This window comes from Streptomyces sp. NPDC029014, from assembly GCF_055564695.1.
This window is the reverse complement of the sequence record NZ_JBVHVT010000009.1, coordinates 66,770-84,996: the sequence shown is the minus strand read 5'-3', so window position 1 is coordinate 84,996 and position 18,227 is coordinate 66,770. Positions and strand designations below refer to the sequence as shown.

The following is an 18,227-nucleotide window of genomic DNA, read 5'->3' as shown; positions in this document are numbered from 1 at the left end:
AGCCGAACCGACCGGCTCAGGGCCAGTCGACGGCGAAGGCCCGCCCGGGGTTCCGCGTGAGGATGCGGTCCACCAGCTCCGCACCCAGGGCGGCCACCAGGCGGGGTCGCACCCGGCGCAGCAGGTACGGCATCCCGGGGCCGCCGTCGACCGACCGCGCCCCGGAGACGACGGTGTCCCCGCCGAGCAGCAGCCGATGCCCGAAGCCCGCCTCGGCCAGCGCCTTCACCGCGTCGGTCATCCGCCAGTCCGTGGCGTGATGGGCGAGTGAGGGCCCGTCGAACGCCAGATAGCAGCCCGCCTCCGCGGCCTGGCGCTGCACCGTGCCATCGGGTGAGCGGTTGAGGTGCCCGAGGACCACCCGGTGAGGTGGGACCTCCAGCTCGTCACACAGCAGGTCGAGTACGTCGAGTGCGCCCGTGCCGTGCTCCAGGTGGACGGCTATGGGGGCGCCGGTCTCGTGGTGGGCCTCGGCCGCGGCGGCCATCGTCCACTGTGCGTGCGCGTCGAGGGCGTGGAAGCCGCCCGCGACCTTGATGAGCCCGGCGCGGACGCCCGATGCGCCGATGCCTGTGGTCATTTCGGAGACGAAGACGTCGGCGAGCCCGCCGCGCACCGTGTCGAGGAACTCCGGGTCGTAGTGGGCGGCTTGATGCAGCCCGGTCGCGCACACCACGTGCACCCCGGCCGCGCGGGACAGCGGCGGCAGGTCCGCGGCCCGCCGTCCCATGCCGTACGGCGTCCACTGGATGACGCTCGCGCCGCCCGCGGCGCGGAACGCGGCCAGTTCGGAGCGTGCGGCCGGGACGTCGTCCAGTTCCTGGCCCGGGAGCTTCGGGCTGCGGATGAAGAGGTGGTCGTGGGCGTCGCATACGCCGAGGTCATCTGGGTGCACGTCTCCGAGGACTGTGCGGACGCGGTCTACCACTGTCGTCCGCGCGGCAGTTCGTGCCTCCCGGGCGCCGACACGTGCAGCACCTCGAAGACGTCGCCGGAGGCTTTGGGCGCGTGGTGGTCCCAGAGCGAGAAGTGGACCAGCTCCCAGCGGTGCGAGTCGACGGCGGCTGCGGCGAGTACGGCGCCGTCCTGCGCGGCCAGTCGCCCCGCTTCGCGCACCGCGTCCTCCATGAACTCGGCAAGCGGTACGGCTTCCGGGACCCGCTGTCGCCGGCGCACCGCGGCGACGGCGGGGGAGCCGGCCGCGGCGCCCTCCTCGTAGGCCAGGCCCGTCCACTGCCGCACGTCGGGCCGTCCGAAGTCATTGACGGGCCTCTGGAAGGCACCTCCCCACAGGAAGGTGTTCATCCCCTCCATGGTGTTCCAGAGGTAGAACGGCGCGTACTGGTTGACCGGCGAACCGTGGACCCCGCGCTCGCGCATCAGGTACGTCTTGAAGCCGAGGCCGTCCCAGTCGTCGAGGGCGTGCCCGAGGCGGGAAACACGGTCGCGGATGATGCCCATGTCGTAGTCGGCGGGCAGGGTCATCTCGTACTGCATGGCGTGCATCGTGAGCTCCTTGCTCAGGCGGGGTAGTGGCCCACGCGTTCGTGCCACTCGATGGTCGAACCGTCCTCTGCTGCCTCCACGACGGCGAGATGCGTCATGAAGGTGCCGGGAGCGGCGCCGTGCCAGTGCCGTTCGCCGGGCTCGATCCACACGGTGTCGCCGGCCCGGATCGCCGCGACGTCACCACCTTCGCGCTGGACCAAGCCCTCGCCCTCCAGGACGTGCAGGACCTGGCCGTGAGGATGGCGGTGCCAGGCGGTGTGCGCGCCGGGGGCGAAGTGCACGTTGAACATCCGCAACCGGGACGGTGACTCCGGGGCGGCTATCTCGTCCAGCCACACCGTGCCCGTGAAGTGCTCCACCGGGCCCTGCAGGGTGTCGGGTCGCTTTGTCGTGATGTGCATACGGGAACTCCTCAGGATGTCGGTCGAAGAAGGGAGAGCAGACCGCGTACCCCCGAGTCGAAGGCCGCGGGCGAGCCCGATGCGCGGGCCAGGACGTAACCCCCTTGCACCGTGGCGAGGACCGTCGCGGCGATTTCCCGCGCGTCGAGGGAACGGGCGAACTGGCCCTGTTCCTGACCCTCTTCGACGATGAGGGCGAGCTGGTCACGCAGCCAGGCGATCGTCTCGTCCACCGGAGCCCGCAGACCCTCGTTCGCGACCACGTCCGGGTCCATCGTCAGGCGGCCCACGGGGCAGCCGCGCAACACGTCGCGTTCGCGCTCCAGATAGGCCCGGATCCGCTCGTACGGCGTCCCGGGCCCATCCAGCACGCTCTGCACGGAGGCGCGCAGCTCCTCGGCGGTGCGGCGGATCGCGGCCAGCGCGAGGTCCGGCTTGCCCTGGAAGTAGTGGTACATGCTGCCCTGCCCCGCGCCCGCGCGCTCCAGGATCGCCTTGGGGCTGGTGCCCACGTAACCGCGTTCCCAGAGCAGTTCGCGGGTGGATTCGATCAGTCGGTCCTGAGTGCTCATGCAGATACTGTACATACTAGTAGGTACAGAAGGCGAGCAGGTGTGGGTTCGGGCGAGGCAGGCCCTGGGCGGTCACGCTGACGTAGCCGGTCCCGATTCGTAGAAGGTGCCGACGCGGAGCATCGCGAAGAGCACGTCGGCGCGTCGTTTCGCGACGCAGAGACGGGAGGGGGTGGGCTGTGGATATCGCCTGGCCAGCCGGGGGGGGCCCCCCCCCCCCCCCGGGCACCCCCCCGAGAGAAACCCCCTCCCTGGGTCCCACAAAGAGAGAGCAGGTGTCCCCCCCCCACCCCCCCTCCCTCACCACCAGAGGCGCCCTCCCCTCCCCCCCCCCCCCCCCCCCCCCCCCCCCCCCCCCCCCCCCCCCCCCCCCCCCCCCCCCCCGGCGAGATAGCCGCCTGTTGTGGGCCCCGACGGGAGGGCGCAGGTGTACCGACCGGACCGCGTCGTCGTGCCGGGGGTCACGTACTGGTCGGTACGCCCGCGTTCGCGAGGATGTCACTGGCGGGCAGGGCGGTGCTCTGCGCTGCGGTGAGCCCGGAGGCCGTGAGGTGCGCGTCAACGATGCGCAGGCCGGCTGCGTATCCGGCGGCATCGGGCAGCCCGACGGGTTCGCTGCCCATGCGTCGGGCGGTGGCGTCGCCGTACACGTACGGGGGCAGGTTCCACATCCCGGCCACGTCGATCGCCGCTGTGACCTTGGCCTGCGCCTGCTCCAGTTCCCGGCCGGACAGCGTCGTCGCCCAAGGCCCCATCGCGTCTTCACCGGCCAGCTCGCGTACGAACGCCTCGGCCAGCCCCTCGGCCACTACCTGCTCCCCGACCGTGACGGTGGCCGGGTCCCAGACCACGTTGGCATAGCGCACGTTGTGGTGGAGCTCGTGCGCGGCGGCGTAACCGATCTTGGCGAGGCTGGTCTCGGTGGGCCACATCGTCAGCTGGATCGCCCCTGGAATGCCACCCATGCCGAAGTAGCCCCCGTTACGGACCGTCAGCAGCTCGTCGTCCGGGTTACCCAGCGCAAGGACGACGTGCACGGTCTCGGCGGCCTGGATCCCGGGCACCGCTGCGCTCAGCCGCCTCCACGCCGCGGCGAGGCAGTCTTCCATCCGGTTCCACACCTGCGCGTCCTGCATCTGCCGCAGGGCTGGCAGGTAGCGCGCATCCTCCGTGTCGAGCCGGAAGCCACTGCCTGCTCGGTGCATCTGGACCATGTCCAGGTCACCGATTGCGGACATGGCGCTTTGCAGGGGACTGAGCATCTCGTGTAGGGCGTCGGGCCGTTCCTCCAGCGGGCGCTGCAGGAGATCGAGCGTGGCGGACGCCGTGTCATGAACAATGATCTTCATGACATGGGACGGTAGGACCTGCCCCTACGTGAGGATCAAGCAGCGGGGATGGTAGTCACCATCCGCTCGGGGTGGACCCGGCACGTGCGAACGATGCCCGTCGCCGGCGCCTGACCGGCGTGGACGAGATGATCATCTCGCCGTCCCTGAAGCGCCTGACTGAAGGGCCTGAACACCGGTGAGGTCCAGGCCCGCCTCGCGGTGATGCTGATTCCGGCCGACACGGCTGGCTGGCCCCGACCGGATCGGTGGAGATCGACCACAAGCGGCAAGGCGGCGTCACCCACGGTCCCGCTGTACTCCGTCGAGGTCGTCGCACTGCTCCCCGTCGTCCGCCCCCTGGTCGGCTGGCGGGCGGTGTACGAGCCCGCGCGGGCGCCCGGTCCCCGCTCGCGGCCCCGGACCCGGTTGTCCCGGGCCGGGACGGGGTGCTGCTGGCGTAGGTGGCGTCGATGGCTCGGGTGGGCCGGGCCGCGGTGGCGTGCAGGCGTCGCCGGTACGCCGACTTCCCCGTCCCGGCCGGTGGCACGGACGTGAGCCCGCAGTTCGACCGGCCGGCGGTGGTCGTGCGGCTGCTCGCCCACGACAGGATCGAGGTGCCTGTGGCCATGCCGGCGGCCTCGCTGGTTGTGGTCGGCGCCCAGTGCAGTATGTCCCGGTTCCGGCTCGATGACCCGCACCTGGTCTTGGCCGACGATGCCGAGGGGGGACCGGTTGTCCGCCTGGTCCACTGATGCGGACGCCGACGAGCTGGCCGCCCTGACGGCGGGGAGTTCGGGGCGTCGGTGGTCCGGCTGACGGCGCCCGGAACGGCGCCGTTGGCGGCGCCCCGACTGCGGGGACGAGAGACCGCTGGTGTCGAACTCGACCGGGCACGGCTGGGTGGAGGTGTGCCGTGACTGCGCGTGGGTGCTGGCGCCATGCCCGTGCGGGCAGCGGCACCGGTTCGTCCCGGAGACGCCGTTCAGTAGGGATCTGGCAGCGGGCGCACATGAGCGATGACGCATGCCGAACCCACATCGGCCTGCGGCCTAGCTGCTTGGATGCGGCACGGGGGGCTCGAGTGTGGCTGATCAGCTGGGTGGCGCGCCCTTCAGATCGTTGCCTGCCGCGCGAGTGATCGTTGCCCGGCGCTCCTCGTAGCGAAGAGATATCACGGACGCTGCTGGGGGGCGCCGGCTGGTCACCACACGTCGACGGACCAGACGTCGCCCCTCTGATGTCCGTCTGGATCTGGGTCGCCCGACCCGTACGGGTCGGGGTCAGCGACGACGTGGATACGGGCGGCGGACGCGGATACGCGGTAGCAGTCCATGTCACTCGACGTGTGGTGCTTGTCGAGTTCGATCGTGTGGCCCAGGGCCAGGATGGCGGTCTGCAGTTCCTTGAACGGGACCCTGGGCGCGAATTCCCCGTATTCCCGCGAGAGCGGGGACGGCACGGTGCTCGGGGACCGGTCGTAGAGCAGTCGTTGGATCTTCACGCCGAAGCCGAAGCACGACATCTGCCCTTGCCGCCCTGGCTGGTCCGGCGAGAAGTTGATTTCCACGAGCCCGTAGTCCCGTCGCAGTAGGCCACCACTGGGAACATCGAGGCATGTCGCCCCCAGAGCGGCTTCCCAGACTTCTGGGTCGGCACCGAGGCCAACTCCCAGGACCTCACCGCAAACGGCGGCGTGAGCGTAGAAGTCCAAAGCGGACACCGCCAACTCCTTCAACTATCCGGACAGGGCACCACTTGCTGATCTCCGCACAGGAAAGGCGGACCAGGGCCCAGTATCCGGTGATCGTACAGAGCAGCCTGTCAGGGCAGTCGCCGGGTGCGTTCGTCGCCGTCGTCGAAGTCCCAGGCGGGATGCCTCTTTCAGATCAGCCGTGGTCTCCCCAATCCTCCTGGCAGAACCGGGCTCCGCTCACCATGACCCGTCAGTTAAGCAGGAACCCGCGCGCGCCTCCGCCTTCGACGTCCTTCAGATCGACGGCCAGGAGCTGCTGCACGTCCCCATACGGCGAGCGGCGCGCCCAGTTGGAGCAGTCTCACCGACCACTGCCTGAGTGCCCCGTGGACGCTCTGCCCGGAATCGGCTGACGTGACGACGGCGCGTGAGTGGCTGACCTCCTGGACGCAGGTGGCCGGCGTCGAAGGGCTGGTGATCCGGGGGAGCGGGCAGCGGTTCACCTGCCGGCGGCCCGCGCGCTCTACAAGGTCCGCCGCCGGGACTCCACCGGGGCCGTGATCGGCGCGATCACGGGCACCGTGCGACGACCGCAGACGCTCGTGCTGGCCGCCTCGACACGGCCGGGGCGCTGCGGCGGGCCGCAGTACGCCGCTTCGGCCAGATGCGGCGCGCGACCTGGCCGAGCGGCTGGCGCCGGCACGGCCCGGGCATCCGTGGGAGGGCGTGCGGTTCACGACCTCATGGGGGTCTCGCACCCCGCTTTACGTCGTGCTGGTCGATCCCGTGCTGGTCGCCGAGATCATGGTGGACACGGCACTGGAGCGCGGATCCTGGCGGCACCCGGTGCGCTTCGCCCGGCTCTGGCTGGACGTCGCCGTCATCGATGTCCCGTCCTTCGGGGCAGGTGCCCAGCCTGGGCAAGGGCCAGGACATCCCCGTTCCCGGGTGGCCGTACTCGATCGTCTGCGCGCTGGAGCCCGGCCGCAGCTCGTGGACCGCCCTGCTGGACGCGCTCCGTCTGGCCCCCGGAGATGACACCGCCACGGTCACGGCCCGGCAGTTGCGCGACCTGATCGAGCGGCTCATTGCCGCCGGGCAGTGGCAGGCCGGCGACCCGGACGTCCTCGTCATTGCGGACGCCGGATACGACGCTCCCCGCTTGGCCCACCTCCTGCGGGACCTGCCGGTCCAGGTCCTGGCCCGGATGCGGTCGGACCGGGTCCTGCGCAGAGCCGCACCGCCGCAGCAGCCCCACACCGTGGGCCGACCGCCACGGCACGGCGGCGAGTTCGTCTTCGGTCCGGGTACTGGCCGCCCTCCAGGGTCTTGGCGTTGGCCTGCAGGCTGAATCCTTCTTCCCGCAGCAGTCCGGCGACGGTGTCCGCGCTGACCTTGTGGCCGGCCCGGATCAGTTCCCGCGCGAGGGTGCGGGTGGACTTCACCGTCCACCGCAGCGGCGACATCGGATCCCCGCGCTCGTCCGGCTCCACCAGCGCCAGCAGCGCGGGCCGCAGCCCAGGGTTGAGATCCGCGACGCGTTTGCGTCCACCGCCCGGCCGCCGCACCCGCCCCAGGGGCTCCTCACCCGCCTTGAGCTCGAACACGCCCTTGCGGACCTTCGTCTCACTCACCCCAGCCGCCCGGGCCACGGCCCGGACGCCGCCATGCCCGAGCACCTGGGCCTCCGCGGCCATCAGCAGCCGCCGCTGCCGCTCGTCCAAGTGTGGGAACAGCATCGTGAACTTCATGGTGAGTTGGCTGCGGATCTCGTTCGGGATGCTCATACCACACCAACGAGCCTCAGAACGGGAAGCAACACCTTGATTCCCTGCAAACCCTTAGCGAGTACCTGTGGGCAAGCCATGAGAAGGGAGTTCGCACGATCAGCTTCCTCTTATTTCGCTTTTACGTGCTGTGGCACGGAACCCCAGCCTACGTCGCGCGTCTACCCCGGTTTGACGGGGTGTCGAATACGGAAGGGAGCGAAAAGAAGAGGTGGAACGGGAGCGCGCTCCGTCCCGGGTCGGGCGGGGCGTGGCGAAGGCTCCCCGGCGGGGCTCCGACCAACCGCCGAGGACCCGCATCTGTACAAACGTACGCACCACACGCCCGACTGACCGATCGACCAGCACGCCTGGCCGCTCCTCCACTGTCCGGGGGATTGCCCTACCCGCCACCCGGCGGTTGGCAGGATCGCCGAGCGCCGCTTTCGCGGAAATGCTGGGACGGGCCGGGGAGCCGTCCCCGGCGAAGCGATCCAGCGGCCTCCGGCGCTTTCCGGAAGCCCGCTCCAGTGCAGGGGAGATGGTGGCACGTGCGTGATCAGACGGAGGAGCGGTTCCGCCCCTCGGGACGGCGGCGGAGGCTACGGCGCGGTGTTGTGACGGGAGCGGTCGCAGTGGTCGTGGGCGTGTTCCTGGCGGCGGCCGCAGTACCGCCTGCCGCGGCAGCGCCTACCGCCGACCGGGACGGCAGCCTGCAGCAGGCTCTGAACGCACTCGTGCGCTCGGACGGCATGCCCGCCGCCCTGGCCAGTGTCTCGGACGGCAAGGGGCGCACCCGTACCTACGCCGCGGGCGTCGGCGACATCGCCACCGGTGCCGAGGCGCCCCGCGACGGTCAGGTCCGCATCGGCAGCAACACCAAGACGTTCACGGCCGTGGTCGTGCTGCAGCTCGTCGCCGAGGGCAAGGTGAAGCTCGACGACCACGTCGATGCCTACCTGCCGGGTCTCGTGCACGGGGACGGCATCGACGGTGGCCGCATCACCGTCCGCCAACTCCTCCAGCACACCAGCGGGCTCCCCAACTACGTCGACTACCTGAGCGACGACATCCGTCACTACGAGCCCCGCGAACTCCTCGACCTCGCCCTCCGGCACAAGGCCGACTTCGAACCCGGCGAGGGCTGGAAGTACAGCAACACCAACTACCTGGTCGCCGGACTCCTCGTGCAGGAGGTCACCGGACGCCCCCTCGCCGTGGAGATCGACCAACGCGTCATCCGGCGTGCCGGGCTGCGTCACACCTACTTCCCCGCCCCCGGTGAGTTGCTGATCCGCGAGCGCCACCCCAAGGGCTACCACCGGGATTCCGCGGGCTCGCCCTTCGTCGACGCCACCGAATGGGACCCCTCCTGGGCCTGGGCGGCGGGGCAACTGGTGTCCACCAACTCCGACCTCAACCGCTTCTACTCCGAGCTCCTGCGCGGCCGCCTCGTTGCGAAGCCACAGCTCGACCAGATGCGCACCACGGTCCGCGCCGGCTACCCCTTCGCCGACGGCGCCCGCTACGGCCTCGGCCTGGTCAGCACACCGCTCTCCTGCAACGACGAGGTGTACTGGGGGCACGGCGGCAGCATGACGGGTTACGAGACCCGGGGCGGCGTCACCGAGGACGGCCACGCCGTCAACGTCGCCGTCACCACGCAGCCGGGGAAGGCGACGCAGAAGCACATGGAGGAGCTCGTGAACGAGGCCCTCTGCTCCACCGCACGACCGGGCAACGGCAAGGACAACGGCACGGGCAATGGCAATGGCAATGGCAATGGCTAAGAGGGCATCTGGTCCGGCCAATGGGTGTCGACCGGGGTATGCGTGCTCAGCGTGCCCATCGCAGTGATGGCTGTGGTCTGCCGCAGCCGAAGGTCACCCTCGGACGGCGGCTTGCCCACCCCGGCCGGTTCCGCCGCCGGTGGAGGAAGGTGCGGCGGGACGTGTGGGGTCCGGTCGGTGCCGTGGTGACCACGGCCACCGGCTGAGCCGCTGGCCGACCGGTCCGATCCTCCAAGGGGCGAGGCGGCTCCGGAAGCGTCCACGCACCGGGCCCGGGGAGAGCGCCCCCGCGCAGCCGTTCGTCGGCCGTTCGGCTGACGCGTCTCCGCCCGGACTCTGAGCGTGGTTCGGCGATCCTCGCCGCCCGCCGTGTCGCCGACATGGGCCCGGGGACATCGAGGCCGGACGACAGCGCGAATGCACCGCCCGGATGATCCGCCTCGCCGAACTCATGACCACCGGCCACCGGCCGACGGCGAACCGGTGCAGAACGAGATCGACGCCCAGTACCGGGCCCTGATCGCCCTGCGCCCGGCGTCCGCGGAGGAGTACCGGGCGCTCGGCCGCTCGGCCGCTCCTGCGTCGACAACCCGGCCTGGCACGGCGCTTACGAGGCCGTCGCTCCCGTCCTGGCGGAGTTCCAGCGCGACGCCGTCGACGCACACGTCACCAACCGCCTCACCTGAACGGCGGGCAGGGCCGCCCTGGCACGGTCGGCCCTGCCGAAAACGAATCGAGCATCGGAGACTGCCCGAGGCCCGCGAGGACCGGATGACCGGCACGTACCCGCTTCGGTGCGGCCAAGGGCTACGACGACCCTGTGATCCCGGCCCCGGAACTGCCCCCGACGCACCTGAAGCCGTGGGGAAGCCTGCGCTGACCGGCTATTTTGTGAGGAAGCAGGTCGGGCCTTACCGGAGGGGGTGTCGAGACTGGGACCGTTCAGCACGAAGAGCGGGGGCGGGGGAGACGTGCTGCGGTCCTCCGATGAAGCGGGTGAGGTGCGGTGTCGCATCGAAACCCGCACGGCCCGTCGGAGCCCGAAGCCATGACCGGGTCGACCCAGGATCCCCATGTCCTCCGGGAACCCCATCCGGCTCATGCGCCCGCCACGCGGTCCGCATGCCCGGTACAGTCCCTGCCCGCCGGTTCGGGCGAGCGTGCCAAGTACCTGGTCACCGGGTACGCGGAGGCCCGGGAGGCCCTCAGCGACGCCCGCCTCTCGAAGGACACGAACGTCTTCTTCGCGGGCAAGGAATCACGGCGGCGCCTGCATCCGGCGGTGGCCCACACCATGCTGGCGAGCGACCCGCCCGGGCACACCCGGCTGCGGAAGCTGGTGACCAAGGCGTTCACGACCGGGGCCGTCAGGGAACTGCGTCCCTTCATCGCCCGGGTCACCGACCAGCTGCTGGACCAGTGGCCCGTGGGCGAACCGCTCGACTTCGTGGCGCGGTTGGCGGCGCCGCTGCCCGTCATGGTGATCTGCCAACTGCTCGGAGTGCCGCAGGCCGACCGGTCCGTGGTCCAGCGCTGGTCCGCAGAGCTGTTCGCGGCGGGAGAGCCCGACGTCATCGACGCGGCCTCACACGCGATCGCCGGTTACATGACGGACCTCATCGCCGCCAAGCGCCTGGACCCCGGCAGCTCGCTCCTGGACCGGCTCATCTCGGCCCGGGACGGAGCGGACCGCCTGAGCGAGGAGGAACTGGTCTCCCTGGCCGTGCTGCTGCTCGTCGCCGGACACGAGACCACCACCAACGCCCTCGGTAACGCCCTCTTGGCGCTGCTCCAGCACCCGGCCCTGGTGGAACGCCTCCAGGACAGTCCGGACGAAGTCCCTGCCGTGCTGGACGAACTGCTCCGCTTCGACTCGGCGGTGAGCATGGCCACCTTCCGGTTCACCACGGAGGCCATCACGCTCGGCGGCACCGATATCCCGGCCGGTGCCCCGGTCCTGGTCGCGTTGGGCGCAGCCAACCGCGACCCGGCCCGGTTCCCGGCGCCGGACCACCTCGACCCGGACCGGGACGCCGCTGCTCATCTCGCGTTCGGTCACGGTATCCACCGCTGCGTCGGCGCCCCCTTGGCCATGGCGGAGATGGAGATCGCTCTGCGAGCGGTGCTGCTTCGGCACCCGGGAATCCGCCTCGCCGTACCGCCCGACCGACTGGAGTGGCGCCGTACCCGCCTCGTCCGCGGGCTGGTCGCGCTCCCCGTCCTGGCCTAACGATGACGGCTGTGCTGTGTGACTCGCGCCGATGTCGGACGTCGCGCTCCCAACTGATTCGATGCGGTGCTGGTGGGAGCCGGTTACGGTTCCAGGCCGTGGAGTGTTTGGGGAGCGGGCAGAAGAACGCGGAGATCGCCGTCGCCCTTCGGGGCGGGGTGCCGAGTCGGTCGAGCGGTCTACGCCGGGCACGACGGGTGTCGAGGGCGGACACGGCCTGCTACCCGAGTCGGGCGAGCGCTCCCGGCGATCTACGCGATCGGCGAGCACCGCGACGTCGACTGGCCCACCGTGTTCCAGTTGCCATGTATGCCCTGACCTCAACTCGCAGCAGGGCATCTGGCCACGGTCGACCGCGACATCGGTAACCGTGCCGCAGCCGCCCTCGCGGCCGGATGCCCCGAGCCGTGGAACGCAGGCTCAAGGGGATCCGGTACGGCCCGGAGTTCGTCGACGGCCGCCTCGCCGGGACGGGGCTCACATTCGCTCGAACACCCGAGACTGGCTTCCGGTTTTCACGGCGAAACGGCGACCACCGCTGGTTCGGGCGGGTAGAGGTCGAGCACGATGTCCAGTCCGGTCGCACCGACATCAGCGAGCAGCTGGGCGGGCAGGACGCAGCTCCCCTGACCGTTCTCGCTGCTGAAGCCGAGAAGCAGCTCCAGGTCGCAGTCGACGGACAGGCTCGCCAGTTCCTCTCGTCTCCCGTCAACGAGCTCGACCAGCGCTCGCACATGGTCCGTGAGATCGCTGTCATCAGGGAGCCCGCTTCGCTTGATCCAGACGCTGGTCTCCCGTCGAGCACTGCTCGGATTACAAGGAGTCATCAGGCTGTCCCGCTCGAACTGCTGGTCCGCCGTGAGCCCCAGGCGGCCCGAGATCTCGCCGGCGCCGACCCTCCGGCTTGTGATCCGAATCGATCCGGCCGACCACTTCGTGCCCGGCGCTGCCGCCTCTGTCATCAGGTCTTCTCGCACATCCTTACGGTTGCAGGACGGTCTACGGGACGCGATGACATTTCCTCGGGGATGGAGGCCAGCGGGGCCGACACCATCGGTTCGGGTTCGGGGGCTTCCTGAGGGCGCGCCGGCTCGGCCTGGTGAGCGGGGCTGTCCAGGACGGTTCCGACGGCGTGACCACTCCAGCCATGATCTATCATTTCGCCCGCGACCGGTAGCTGGGCGAAGGCCGTCAGCCGTCAACCGATCCCGGTGACTACCGAGGCCAGAGACAGGAGCAACGCGCCCAGCGCCCCCGCGGAGCCGTAGAGCCTCACCTCACGCCGGCCATCGTGTCGGCGGACATAGTGCGTGGTGGCGGCGGCGAAGGCCAGGCCACCGGCCATGAACCACGGCCCCCACAGATAGAGGTACCAGAGGGTCAACCCCACCAGACCAGGCGCCACAGCGCGCACCCCGGCCTCGACCAGCACTCCGTGGACCACGAACAGTGATCCGTGCCAGACGAGCAGCACTGCTGCGCCCCCACCACAGAACACCGTCAATCGACCGGCCCACTTGCCGCGCCGGCGCGTCAGGCCGATGCCGATCACTGCCCCGAAGAGCTTCAGAAGACCGGTCACCCACAAGACGGCCAGGAACCACGTCACCCGGTCATGAGCGAGCTTCACCAGTGACGGAGCCACCGCCGCCTGCACACCGAGGGTGCCTCCCGTTGCCCAGACGAAACTGGGTACCGCGAACAGGAACCCCCATGCCGCAACAGCGAACCCGGGCCACTTGCCCGGACGGGGGCGGGGCGTCCGGCACAGGACCGGACGCACTGCATCGTCCGAAGAATGCTTGATCGTCACAGCTCCACCGTCGCCCAACCTCGACGACAGGACGTCGTCCGCGCGAACGATCACGCTCCCCCGTGCGGGGGAGACACTTGTGATCGCGTCCACCGACGACCCGTCGGCCCCTGACGCCGCCCGCAGCCGACTGGAACGCCTCACTCACCACGACTTCATAGCGTGGGCGCCTCGAGTGCCGTCATCGTTCGACCCGGATTCCATCCGCGCCACCCTGACCCGGGGGTCCGTGACGTGGCCACCTGGATACCGCCGGTCGGCCGACCGGCCCGATCGGACCTGGTCGTGCGCAGTGCCGGTGAGCAGAGTTGGTCAGGTGCCCGGAGAAGGGGGGCGTACGGCGCCGCAGGACGGCCTGATCGGGCGGTTCGGAACCTCGGTGACCCCGTTCGGCTGGACGGCTCGGGTCCTCACTCTCAGCGCAGTTACTCGGCCAGCCTGATGATGATGCCCTCCGGGCCGCGGAGGCAGCAGATCAGATAGCTGTCCTCGAACGGGCTCCGTGGCCCCGTACGAGGTGTTCACCAGCGCGGGCCACGAGGTCGTCGTGGCCACCCCGGGCGGCGTCGTACCGACCGTGGATCGGGCCAGCCTCGCCCCGGAGTGCAACGGCGGCCAGGAGGGCGCGGACCGGATGGCCGCCGCCCTGGGCTCGATCGCCCCGCTTCAGCAGCCGGTGAAGTGAGAGGAGACCGACCTCGGTGACTACGACGCGGTCTTCTACCCCGGCGGGCACGGCCCCATGGAGGACCTGGCACTCGACGCCGTCTCGGGCCGGCTGCTGGCCGCGGCACTCGCCTCCGGCAAGCCGCTCGGCGTGGTCTGCCATGCCCCGGCCGCACTGCTGGCCGCGCGGAACGCCGACGGCAGCTCGCCGGTCACCGGGCGCCGGCTGACCGGTTTCACCAACGCCGAGGAGACCCAGGCGGGCCTGGCTGACCGCGCCAAGTGGCGCTACAGGACCGGCTGGTGGAGCTCGGAGCGGACTTCCAGGAGGACGAGCCGTGGGCGCCCCACGTCGTGGTCGACGGCAACCTGGTCACCGGCCAGAACCCTGCCTCCTCGGCCCCGCTCGCGCAGGAGCTCCTCACGAAGCTGGCCTGAGCCCGTAATGGGCTGCCCGGCCGCTCGCGGGCGGTCCGGGCCGCGTCGCCACTCGCCTTCGAGGACGCTGAACGGTTCGAGCCTCGCCAACCGTCCCGGATCAACGCGCTGAACGGTGACGTCTGCTTCCGGTCCACCTCGGCGGCGACGTCAAGGTCCCCGACGCCCGGCGGGAGCAGGCGGCCGTGTCGGCCCGTCGCCGGGACGTGCCGGCTGTGCTCGACCGGCATGTGCCGCTCGGCCAGGACTGGGCAGCGGTACCTCTCGGTGTGCGGCGTTCGGACGATGACCAGGCGACCGGGGGGCCCGGGGGGTTGTCCCCGCTGGGTTCGGTGGGGGCGGACGCTCAGCCTGCGAGGGTGACGAGCCGTGCATGCTCCAGCTGTGCTGTCTGCGTGGCCTTGAGGTGTACGTGGGCAGTGTCGAGACGCTGCAGCAGGGCGGCGTACCCGTCCGCGTAGGGCTGCTTTCGTCCGGTGGCGCCGGGCGGGTCCCAGAAGATGAGCGTCTTTTCGTTCTTGCGCGTGCCGTCCGGGGACGCGAAGGACAGTTCGTACACCACCAGGCGCGGTTCGTTCGCGGGCAGAGCCCCCAACAGCTCCTCGTGGGTCAGATTCCCCTCCACCTCCGGCACCAGGACATGGGAGGAGGCCGCGTAGCGGAGGATCACCGTGTTGATATCCCGTCTGTCCTGGATGTGCTGAAACGCGTCAAGACTGCCTTCCGAAAAGCCGATCGGGCTGCTCACAGTGGCCTCATCTCGGTCGTGACCGGTACCCGTGGTTCAACGATGCAGCCCCCGCTGACGGTGCGCCTGCGTCGGCCTGGGGCGCCCCGTGTTCTGCGGTCCTGCTTCGGCCCCGCCAGCGGAGTGCCGCGGGGCTGCTGGTGCGGGCTGTGGGTCGTGGCCGGTGCGCGCGGGTGCGGTGTGGAGTTGGCGGAGAGGGTGAGGGCTGCGGGAACGAATCGAACTGCGTCCTCGTCTGTTGTCGGTGTGGCGGTCCGCGGACGGCACGCGCTGTGGGGTAGGTCTGGTGCTGCTGCCCGCGCCTGGGCGGCGGCGCGGACGGAAGCGGGTGGAGTGCGTATGGCCAGTGGCACGGTGAAGTGGTTCAGCGCGGAGAAGGGCTTCGGGTTCATCGCCCAGGACGACGGGGGCCCGGACGTGTTCGCGCACTACTCCGGGATCGACGGTGCCGGCTACCGGGAGTTGCGCGAGGGCGAGCAGGTCACCTTTGACGTCACCCACTCCTCGCGCGGCCTCCAGGCCGAGAACATCACCCGCCCCTGACCACAGGGCCACCTGCGACGAACCCTCCTTCTGCGGCCCGCGGGACGACGCCGCCACTGTCCGCGACGTGCACACCCGTCGACGACGGACGGCTCAGCACAGGCACGGCCACCCGGGTGGTCATGGGTGGCGCGTTGGCCTCGGGCTCAACAAGACGGCCCACTGTGAGTGAATTCCCGCCTGCCCCGTGCGGCCTGGCCGGGGACGGCTCCCTGGCGCCGTGCTCGTGGTGGCCTCCAGGGGGGTGGAGGCGAACGGGGGATGTGTCGCTCGGGGCGGTGAGGACCAGCGGCTTGGGGTGTCAGCTGAGTTGGAACAGGCTGCGTGCACCGGTGATGTCGAGCAGGCGCAGGGCTTGGCTGTTCAGTCCCCGCAGTTCCAGGTTCCCGTTTTCCTGCTGGGCTCTCTGGCGCAGGGACAGCAGCACGTTCAGGCCGCTGGAGTCCATGAACGGGACTCCGGAAAGGTCCAGGCTGAGGGTGCGGCCGTTCAGGAGGACGGGGCCGGCGACCTCGGTGATGTGGGGGCTGGTGCTGATGTCGAGTTCACCGGCCACCACGATCACCGTGAACTCGGCGTGACTGGCAACGCTGATGTCAAAGGCTGTCCGCATGATCAGTCCTGCCCTCGGGGGTCAAGCCCATCACGGTCGCTTCCGCTCACGGGAAGAAGACCGTCATACGCGCGGGCTCACACAGGTCGCGCGCAGCCGAGCGAGACCACCCGTACCGTCCACCGGCCACATTTCGGTGACCACCCGGCAGCGCGGGGTCTCCCACCAGACCAGGCTGGTTCACCCTTGAGCCTCGCACGCCCCGGCCGGGAACGCCACCACGCCTCCGCGGCATGGAGGGGACAACGGGCATGCGTAACGGTGCGCTCAGCGCCTCGGTGGAGGGAACAGGCGGGCACGCGGGGCGCACGGCCGCACTCTCGGAGCGTCCCCCTCAACTCCTCCAAGCCCTGCACGCCGAGCGAAGCGTTGGAGACGCGACCCGGCCCACGCCTCCGCCGAAGGGGCGCTGTGCGGGTCCCCTCATGCGGTGACAGCCCGGGCACGGTCCTGCCAGCGGCGTGGCGGTGCGCGTCCGCCCGGCGTGGGCGGGACTGCGCGGGGTGGCCGGCCGTGGTGGCATCGGTGGGATGAAGATCCTTTCGCTTGTGACGAATCAGCGTTGCTGGCCCGCTCGGGAACGGCGGACCGGGCCGCGGCCAGGTCCGCAGTGGCCTCCCGAGCCGCAGACGGCGCGTCCCTGGCGCTGCAGCTGGACATGTTCGGCCTGTGGCCGGCGGATCACACCCCGGAGCCGGGCCGGCAGTGATCGACTCGGCGCCGGAGACAGCAGCTGCGCCGCTCGCGCCCCCGGCCCACTCCCTGGGTCTCTTCTCTCCTCGTCCGGTCACGACAGGGACGACATCGGCAGCAGTTTCATCGTGGCCGCGCCTCGCCTTCCGGGACATGGGCTTCGCGGACGGCGGGCCTCGGCGGGGGTGGCCGTGCGCGGTCGGGCCGGGCCTCGGCCCTTGCTGGGTGCCGGCCGGGGCGGGGCGGTCACCGACCAGCCCGCCGGGTAGCCGGTCACCTCCGCGCCATCGTCGTCGTAGTCGTCGAGGACCTCGTGCTCGGGGCCGGAGCGGCGGAGGAGGAGTTCGTCGCGGCGGGCGGCACCGAAGTGACGGGCGCGGGCCGGGCGGCGGACCGCCGAGGCGTCGGCGCGGTGTGAAGGGGATCGGTGGCGATCCGCATCAGGAACGGTACGGCGGGAGCGGCAGTGGCCCGGCTTTCGTCGGCGCACATGCCAAGCAGCACACCCATCGGGTCACGTGCGCACCCGCCTCCAGTGAGTGCGCGGCAGGGGAACGGCCTCCCAGGCCCTTCCCCCGTGAGGGAAGTTCCCCGAGGGAAGGTCGTCGAGGACGGCTCCGTCGAAGGTGCGGGGCTCGATGGCCGCCGCCACGGCCCGGCTCTCGAACGGGCCTCCCGCGAACGAGGCGAGATCCGCCCCGTCTCCCAGAGCCCGGCACAAGGCGAACGTCGGATCGGCCCGCCAGTCCCACGACCCCACACCGTCCCGCCGTCGAATGCACAAAGACGCGGCAAGCACGAAGTCTCCCGGCGACCGGCGATCTTCGCCGAAGTCATCCGCGCGCGACCAGCATGGGCATCCCGGGACATCACGCACATGAGACTCGTGACCTGCAACTCCACCATGCACAGCGCTCGATGACCCGAACAACAGTCCCCGGGCTACTTGCCATTCAGGTGTGTGGTCAGGCGTGACAGCAGAGGCAGCGCCGCCTCAAGCGTCTTTCGTTCATCGGAACTGAGGACATCGTGGATCGCGGCGCCGAGCCAGTCCGCACGCCTTCGGCGCTCCTCGGCCAGACGGCCACTTCCCGTCGGCGTGATGTGAAGCAACAGCTTGCGCCCGTCGCTGGGGTGCGCCTCGGCACGCACAAGGCCCTGAGCCAGGAGTTCTTTGACCGCCTTGGCAGCCGACTGGTGACTGACTCCCCGCTGTTGTGCGATTTCGGCGGTGGTCAGCGGGCCACTGCGGTCCAGGTAGCCCAGGACGGCGGCCTCGCCGGGCGGCATCTTGTCGGCGGCGCGCACGGTGCGTACGAGCCGTCCGATGGTCAGGCGAAGTTCCTCAGCCAGCTCGCTCTCGTCCATGACGCCAGCCTACCCACACGATCAACCAAACTGTACAACTTGACTCCACTGTT

15 protein-coding genes and 3 pseudogenes are annotated in these 18,227 nt (G+C 70.4%); 6 read left to right on the top strand and 12 right to left on the bottom strand.

The genetic code is table 11. The features are described 5' to 3' along the window. Nucleotides 1–16: 16 nt before the first annotated feature. From ACZ4VL_RS07210 to ACZ4VL_RS07190, 5 genes are all read right to left on the bottom strand, one after another. Nucleotides 17–928 (bottom strand): phosphotriesterase family protein, encoded by a 912-nt coding sequence (locus tag ACZ4VL_RS07210; protein ID WP_468196860.1) that lies wholly within the window; start codon nt 926–928, stop codon nt 17–19. Beyond that, nucleotides 922–1,506: a DUF4865 family protein gene (locus ACZ4VL_RS07205; protein ID WP_468196858.1), complete on the bottom strand. Its 585-nt coding sequence runs from the start codon at nt 1,504–1,506 to the stop codon at nt 922–924. Before ACZ4VL_RS07205 ends, ACZ4VL_RS07210 begins: the two co-directional genes overlap by 7 nt. A gap of 14 nt (nt 1,507–1,520) precedes the next feature. Beyond that, nucleotides 1,521–1,910, bottom strand: a complete 390-nt coding sequence (locus ACZ4VL_RS07200; protein WP_468196856.1) for a (R)-mandelonitrile lyase — start codon at nt 1,908–1,910, stop codon at nt 1,521–1,523. An 11-nt stretch (nt 1,911–1,921) separates the two neighbouring features. Next, nucleotides 1,922–2,497: a TetR/AcrR family transcriptional regulator gene (locus tag ACZ4VL_RS07195; RefSeq protein WP_468196855.1), complete on the bottom strand. Its 576-nt coding sequence runs from the start codon at nt 2,495–2,497 to the stop codon at nt 1,922–1,924. Nucleotides 2,498–2,943: 446 nt separating this feature from the next. Then, complete coding sequence (locus tag ACZ4VL_RS07190; RefSeq protein WP_468196853.1) at nt 2,944–3,831, bottom strand: DUF2268 domain-containing putative Zn-dependent protease; 888 nt, start codon at nt 3,829–3,831, stop codon at nt 2,944–2,946. Between the two features lie 452 nt (nt 3,832–4,283). On the opposite strand from ACZ4VL_RS07190, the gene ACZ4VL_RS07185 reads away from it, so the two are divergent. Further along, a complete protein-coding gene (locus ACZ4VL_RS07185; protein WP_468196850.1) occupies nt 4,284–4,565 on the top strand; it encodes a hypothetical protein in 282 nt (93 codons plus the stop codon). 449 nt (nt 4,566–5,014) lie between these two features. On the opposite strand, the gene ACZ4VL_RS07180 is transcribed toward ACZ4VL_RS07185, so the two are convergent. Then, the gene (locus tag ACZ4VL_RS07180) at nt 5,015–5,314 is read right to left on the bottom strand and encodes a hypothetical protein (protein WP_468196848.1); all 300 of its coding nucleotides are present in this window, start codon (nt 5,312–5,314) and stop codon (nt 5,015–5,017) included. 1,111 nt (nt 5,315–6,425) lie between these two features. Between ACZ4VL_RS07180 and ACZ4VL_RS07175 the strand changes: the two are divergent. After that, nucleotides 6,426–6,848, top strand: a pseudogene (locus ACZ4VL_RS07175) (transposase); the annotation flags it as partial. On the opposite strand, the pseudogene ACZ4VL_RS07170 reads toward ACZ4VL_RS07175, so the two are convergent. Further along, nucleotides 6,805–7,293, bottom strand: a pseudogene (locus ACZ4VL_RS07170) (ISAzo13-like element transposase-related protein); the annotation flags it as partial. The pseudogenes ACZ4VL_RS07175 and ACZ4VL_RS07170 overlap by 44 nt on opposite strands. 596 nt (nt 7,294–7,889) lie before the next feature. On the opposite strand from ACZ4VL_RS07170, the gene ACZ4VL_RS07165 reads away from it, so the two are divergent. After that, nucleotides 7,890–9,062 (top strand): serine hydrolase domain-containing protein, encoded by a 1,173-nt coding sequence (locus tag ACZ4VL_RS07165; protein WP_468196846.1) that lies wholly within the window; start codon nt 7,890–7,892, stop codon nt 9,060–9,062. Nucleotides 9,063–10,110: 1,048 nt separating this feature from the next. Then, nucleotides 10,111–11,292 carry a cytochrome P450 family protein gene (locus tag ACZ4VL_RS07160; protein ID WP_468196844.1) on the top strand — a complete coding sequence of 394 codons (1,182 nt, stop codon included), beginning with the start codon at nt 10,111–10,113 and terminating at the stop codon, nt 11,290–11,292. 515 nt (nt 11,293–11,807) lie between these two features. On the opposite strand, the gene ACZ4VL_RS07155 is transcribed toward ACZ4VL_RS07160, so the two are convergent. Then, nucleotides 11,808–12,254 carry a DUF4279 domain-containing protein gene (locus tag ACZ4VL_RS07155; protein ID WP_468196841.1) on the bottom strand — a complete coding sequence of 149 codons (447 nt, stop codon included), beginning with the start codon at nt 12,252–12,254 and terminating at the stop codon, nt 11,808–11,810. Between the two features lie 236 nt (nt 12,255–12,490). Further along, a complete protein-coding gene (locus tag ACZ4VL_RS07150; RefSeq protein ID WP_468196838.1) occupies nt 12,491–13,105 on the bottom strand; it encodes a DUF3995 domain-containing protein in 615 nt (204 codons plus the stop codon). A gap of 499 nt (nt 13,106–13,604) precedes the next feature. Here ACZ4VL_RS07150 and ACZ4VL_RS07145 point away from each other — a divergent pair. Beyond that, a pseudogene (locus ACZ4VL_RS07145) lies at nt 13,605–14,209 on the top strand (type 1 glutamine amidotransferase domain-containing protein); the annotation flags it as partial. A gap of 346 nt (nt 14,210–14,555) precedes the next feature. Here the strand turns inward: ACZ4VL_RS07145 and ACZ4VL_RS07140 are convergent. Further along, complete coding sequence (locus tag ACZ4VL_RS07140) at nt 14,556–14,957, bottom strand: cofilin family protein (RefSeq protein WP_468196836.1); 402 nt, start codon at nt 14,955–14,957, stop codon at nt 14,556–14,558. A 339-nt stretch (nt 14,958–15,296) separates the two neighbouring features. Here ACZ4VL_RS07140 and ACZ4VL_RS07135 point away from each other — a divergent pair, with 339 nt between their 5' ends. Then, nucleotides 15,297–15,500 carry a cold-shock protein gene (locus tag ACZ4VL_RS07135; protein ID WP_468196834.1) on the top strand — a complete coding sequence of 68 codons (204 nt, stop codon included), beginning with the start codon at nt 15,297–15,299 and terminating at the stop codon, nt 15,498–15,500. A 301-nt stretch (nt 15,501–15,801) separates the two neighbouring features. Here ACZ4VL_RS07135 and ACZ4VL_RS07130 read toward each other — a convergent pair whose 3' ends face one another. Together ACZ4VL_RS07130 and ACZ4VL_RS07125 are read right to left on the bottom strand one after the other, a co-directional pair. Further along, nucleotides 15,802–16,113: an STAS domain-containing protein gene (locus tag ACZ4VL_RS07130; protein ID WP_468196832.1), complete on the bottom strand. Its 312-nt coding sequence runs from the start codon at nt 16,111–16,113 to the stop codon at nt 15,802–15,804. 1,635 nt (nt 16,114–17,748) lie between these two features. After that, nucleotides 17,749–18,174: a MarR family winged helix-turn-helix transcriptional regulator gene (locus ACZ4VL_RS07125; RefSeq protein WP_468196829.1), complete on the bottom strand. Its 426-nt coding sequence runs from the start codon at nt 18,172–18,174 to the stop codon at nt 17,749–17,751. Between the last annotated feature and the right edge of the window lie 53 nt (nt 18,175–18,227).

Coding starts and splice junctions, on each gene's coding strand:
- ACZ4VL_RS07135 (WP_468196834.1), top strand. CDS start 15,297: ATGGCCAGTGGCACGGTGAAGTGGTTCAGCGCGGAGAAGGGCTTCGGG.
- ACZ4VL_RS07125 (WP_468196829.1), bottom strand. CDS start 18,174: ATGGACGAGAGCGAGCTGGCTGAGGAACTTCGCCTGACCATCGGACGG.
- ACZ4VL_RS07200 (WP_468196856.1), bottom strand. CDS start 1,910: ATGCACATCACGACAAAGCGACCCGACACCCTGCAGGGCCCGGTGGAG.
- ACZ4VL_RS07195 (WP_468196855.1), bottom strand. CDS start 2,497: ATGTACAGTATCTGCATGAGCACTCAGGACCGACTGATCGAATCCACC.
- ACZ4VL_RS07185 (WP_468196850.1), top strand. CDS start 4,284: ATGGCTCGGGTGGGCCGGGCCGCGGTGGCGTGCAGGCGTCGCCGGTAC.
- ACZ4VL_RS07130 (WP_468196832.1), bottom strand. CDS start 16,113: ATGCGGACAGCCTTTGACATCAGCGTTGCCAGTCACGCCGAGTTCACG.
- ACZ4VL_RS07190 (WP_468196853.1), bottom strand. CDS start 3,831: ATGAAGATCATTGTTCATGACACGGCGTCCGCCACGCTCGATCTCCTG.
- ACZ4VL_RS07160 (WP_468196844.1), top strand. CDS start 10,111: ATGACCGGGTCGACCCAGGATCCCCATGTCCTCCGGGAACCCCATCCG.
- ACZ4VL_RS07205 (WP_468196858.1), bottom strand. CDS start 1,506: ATGCACGCCATGCAGTACGAGATGACCCTGCCCGCCGACTACGACATG.
- ACZ4VL_RS07155 (WP_468196841.1), bottom strand. CDS start 12,254: ATGACAGAGGCGGCAGCGCCGGGCACGAAGTGGTCGGCCGGATCGATT.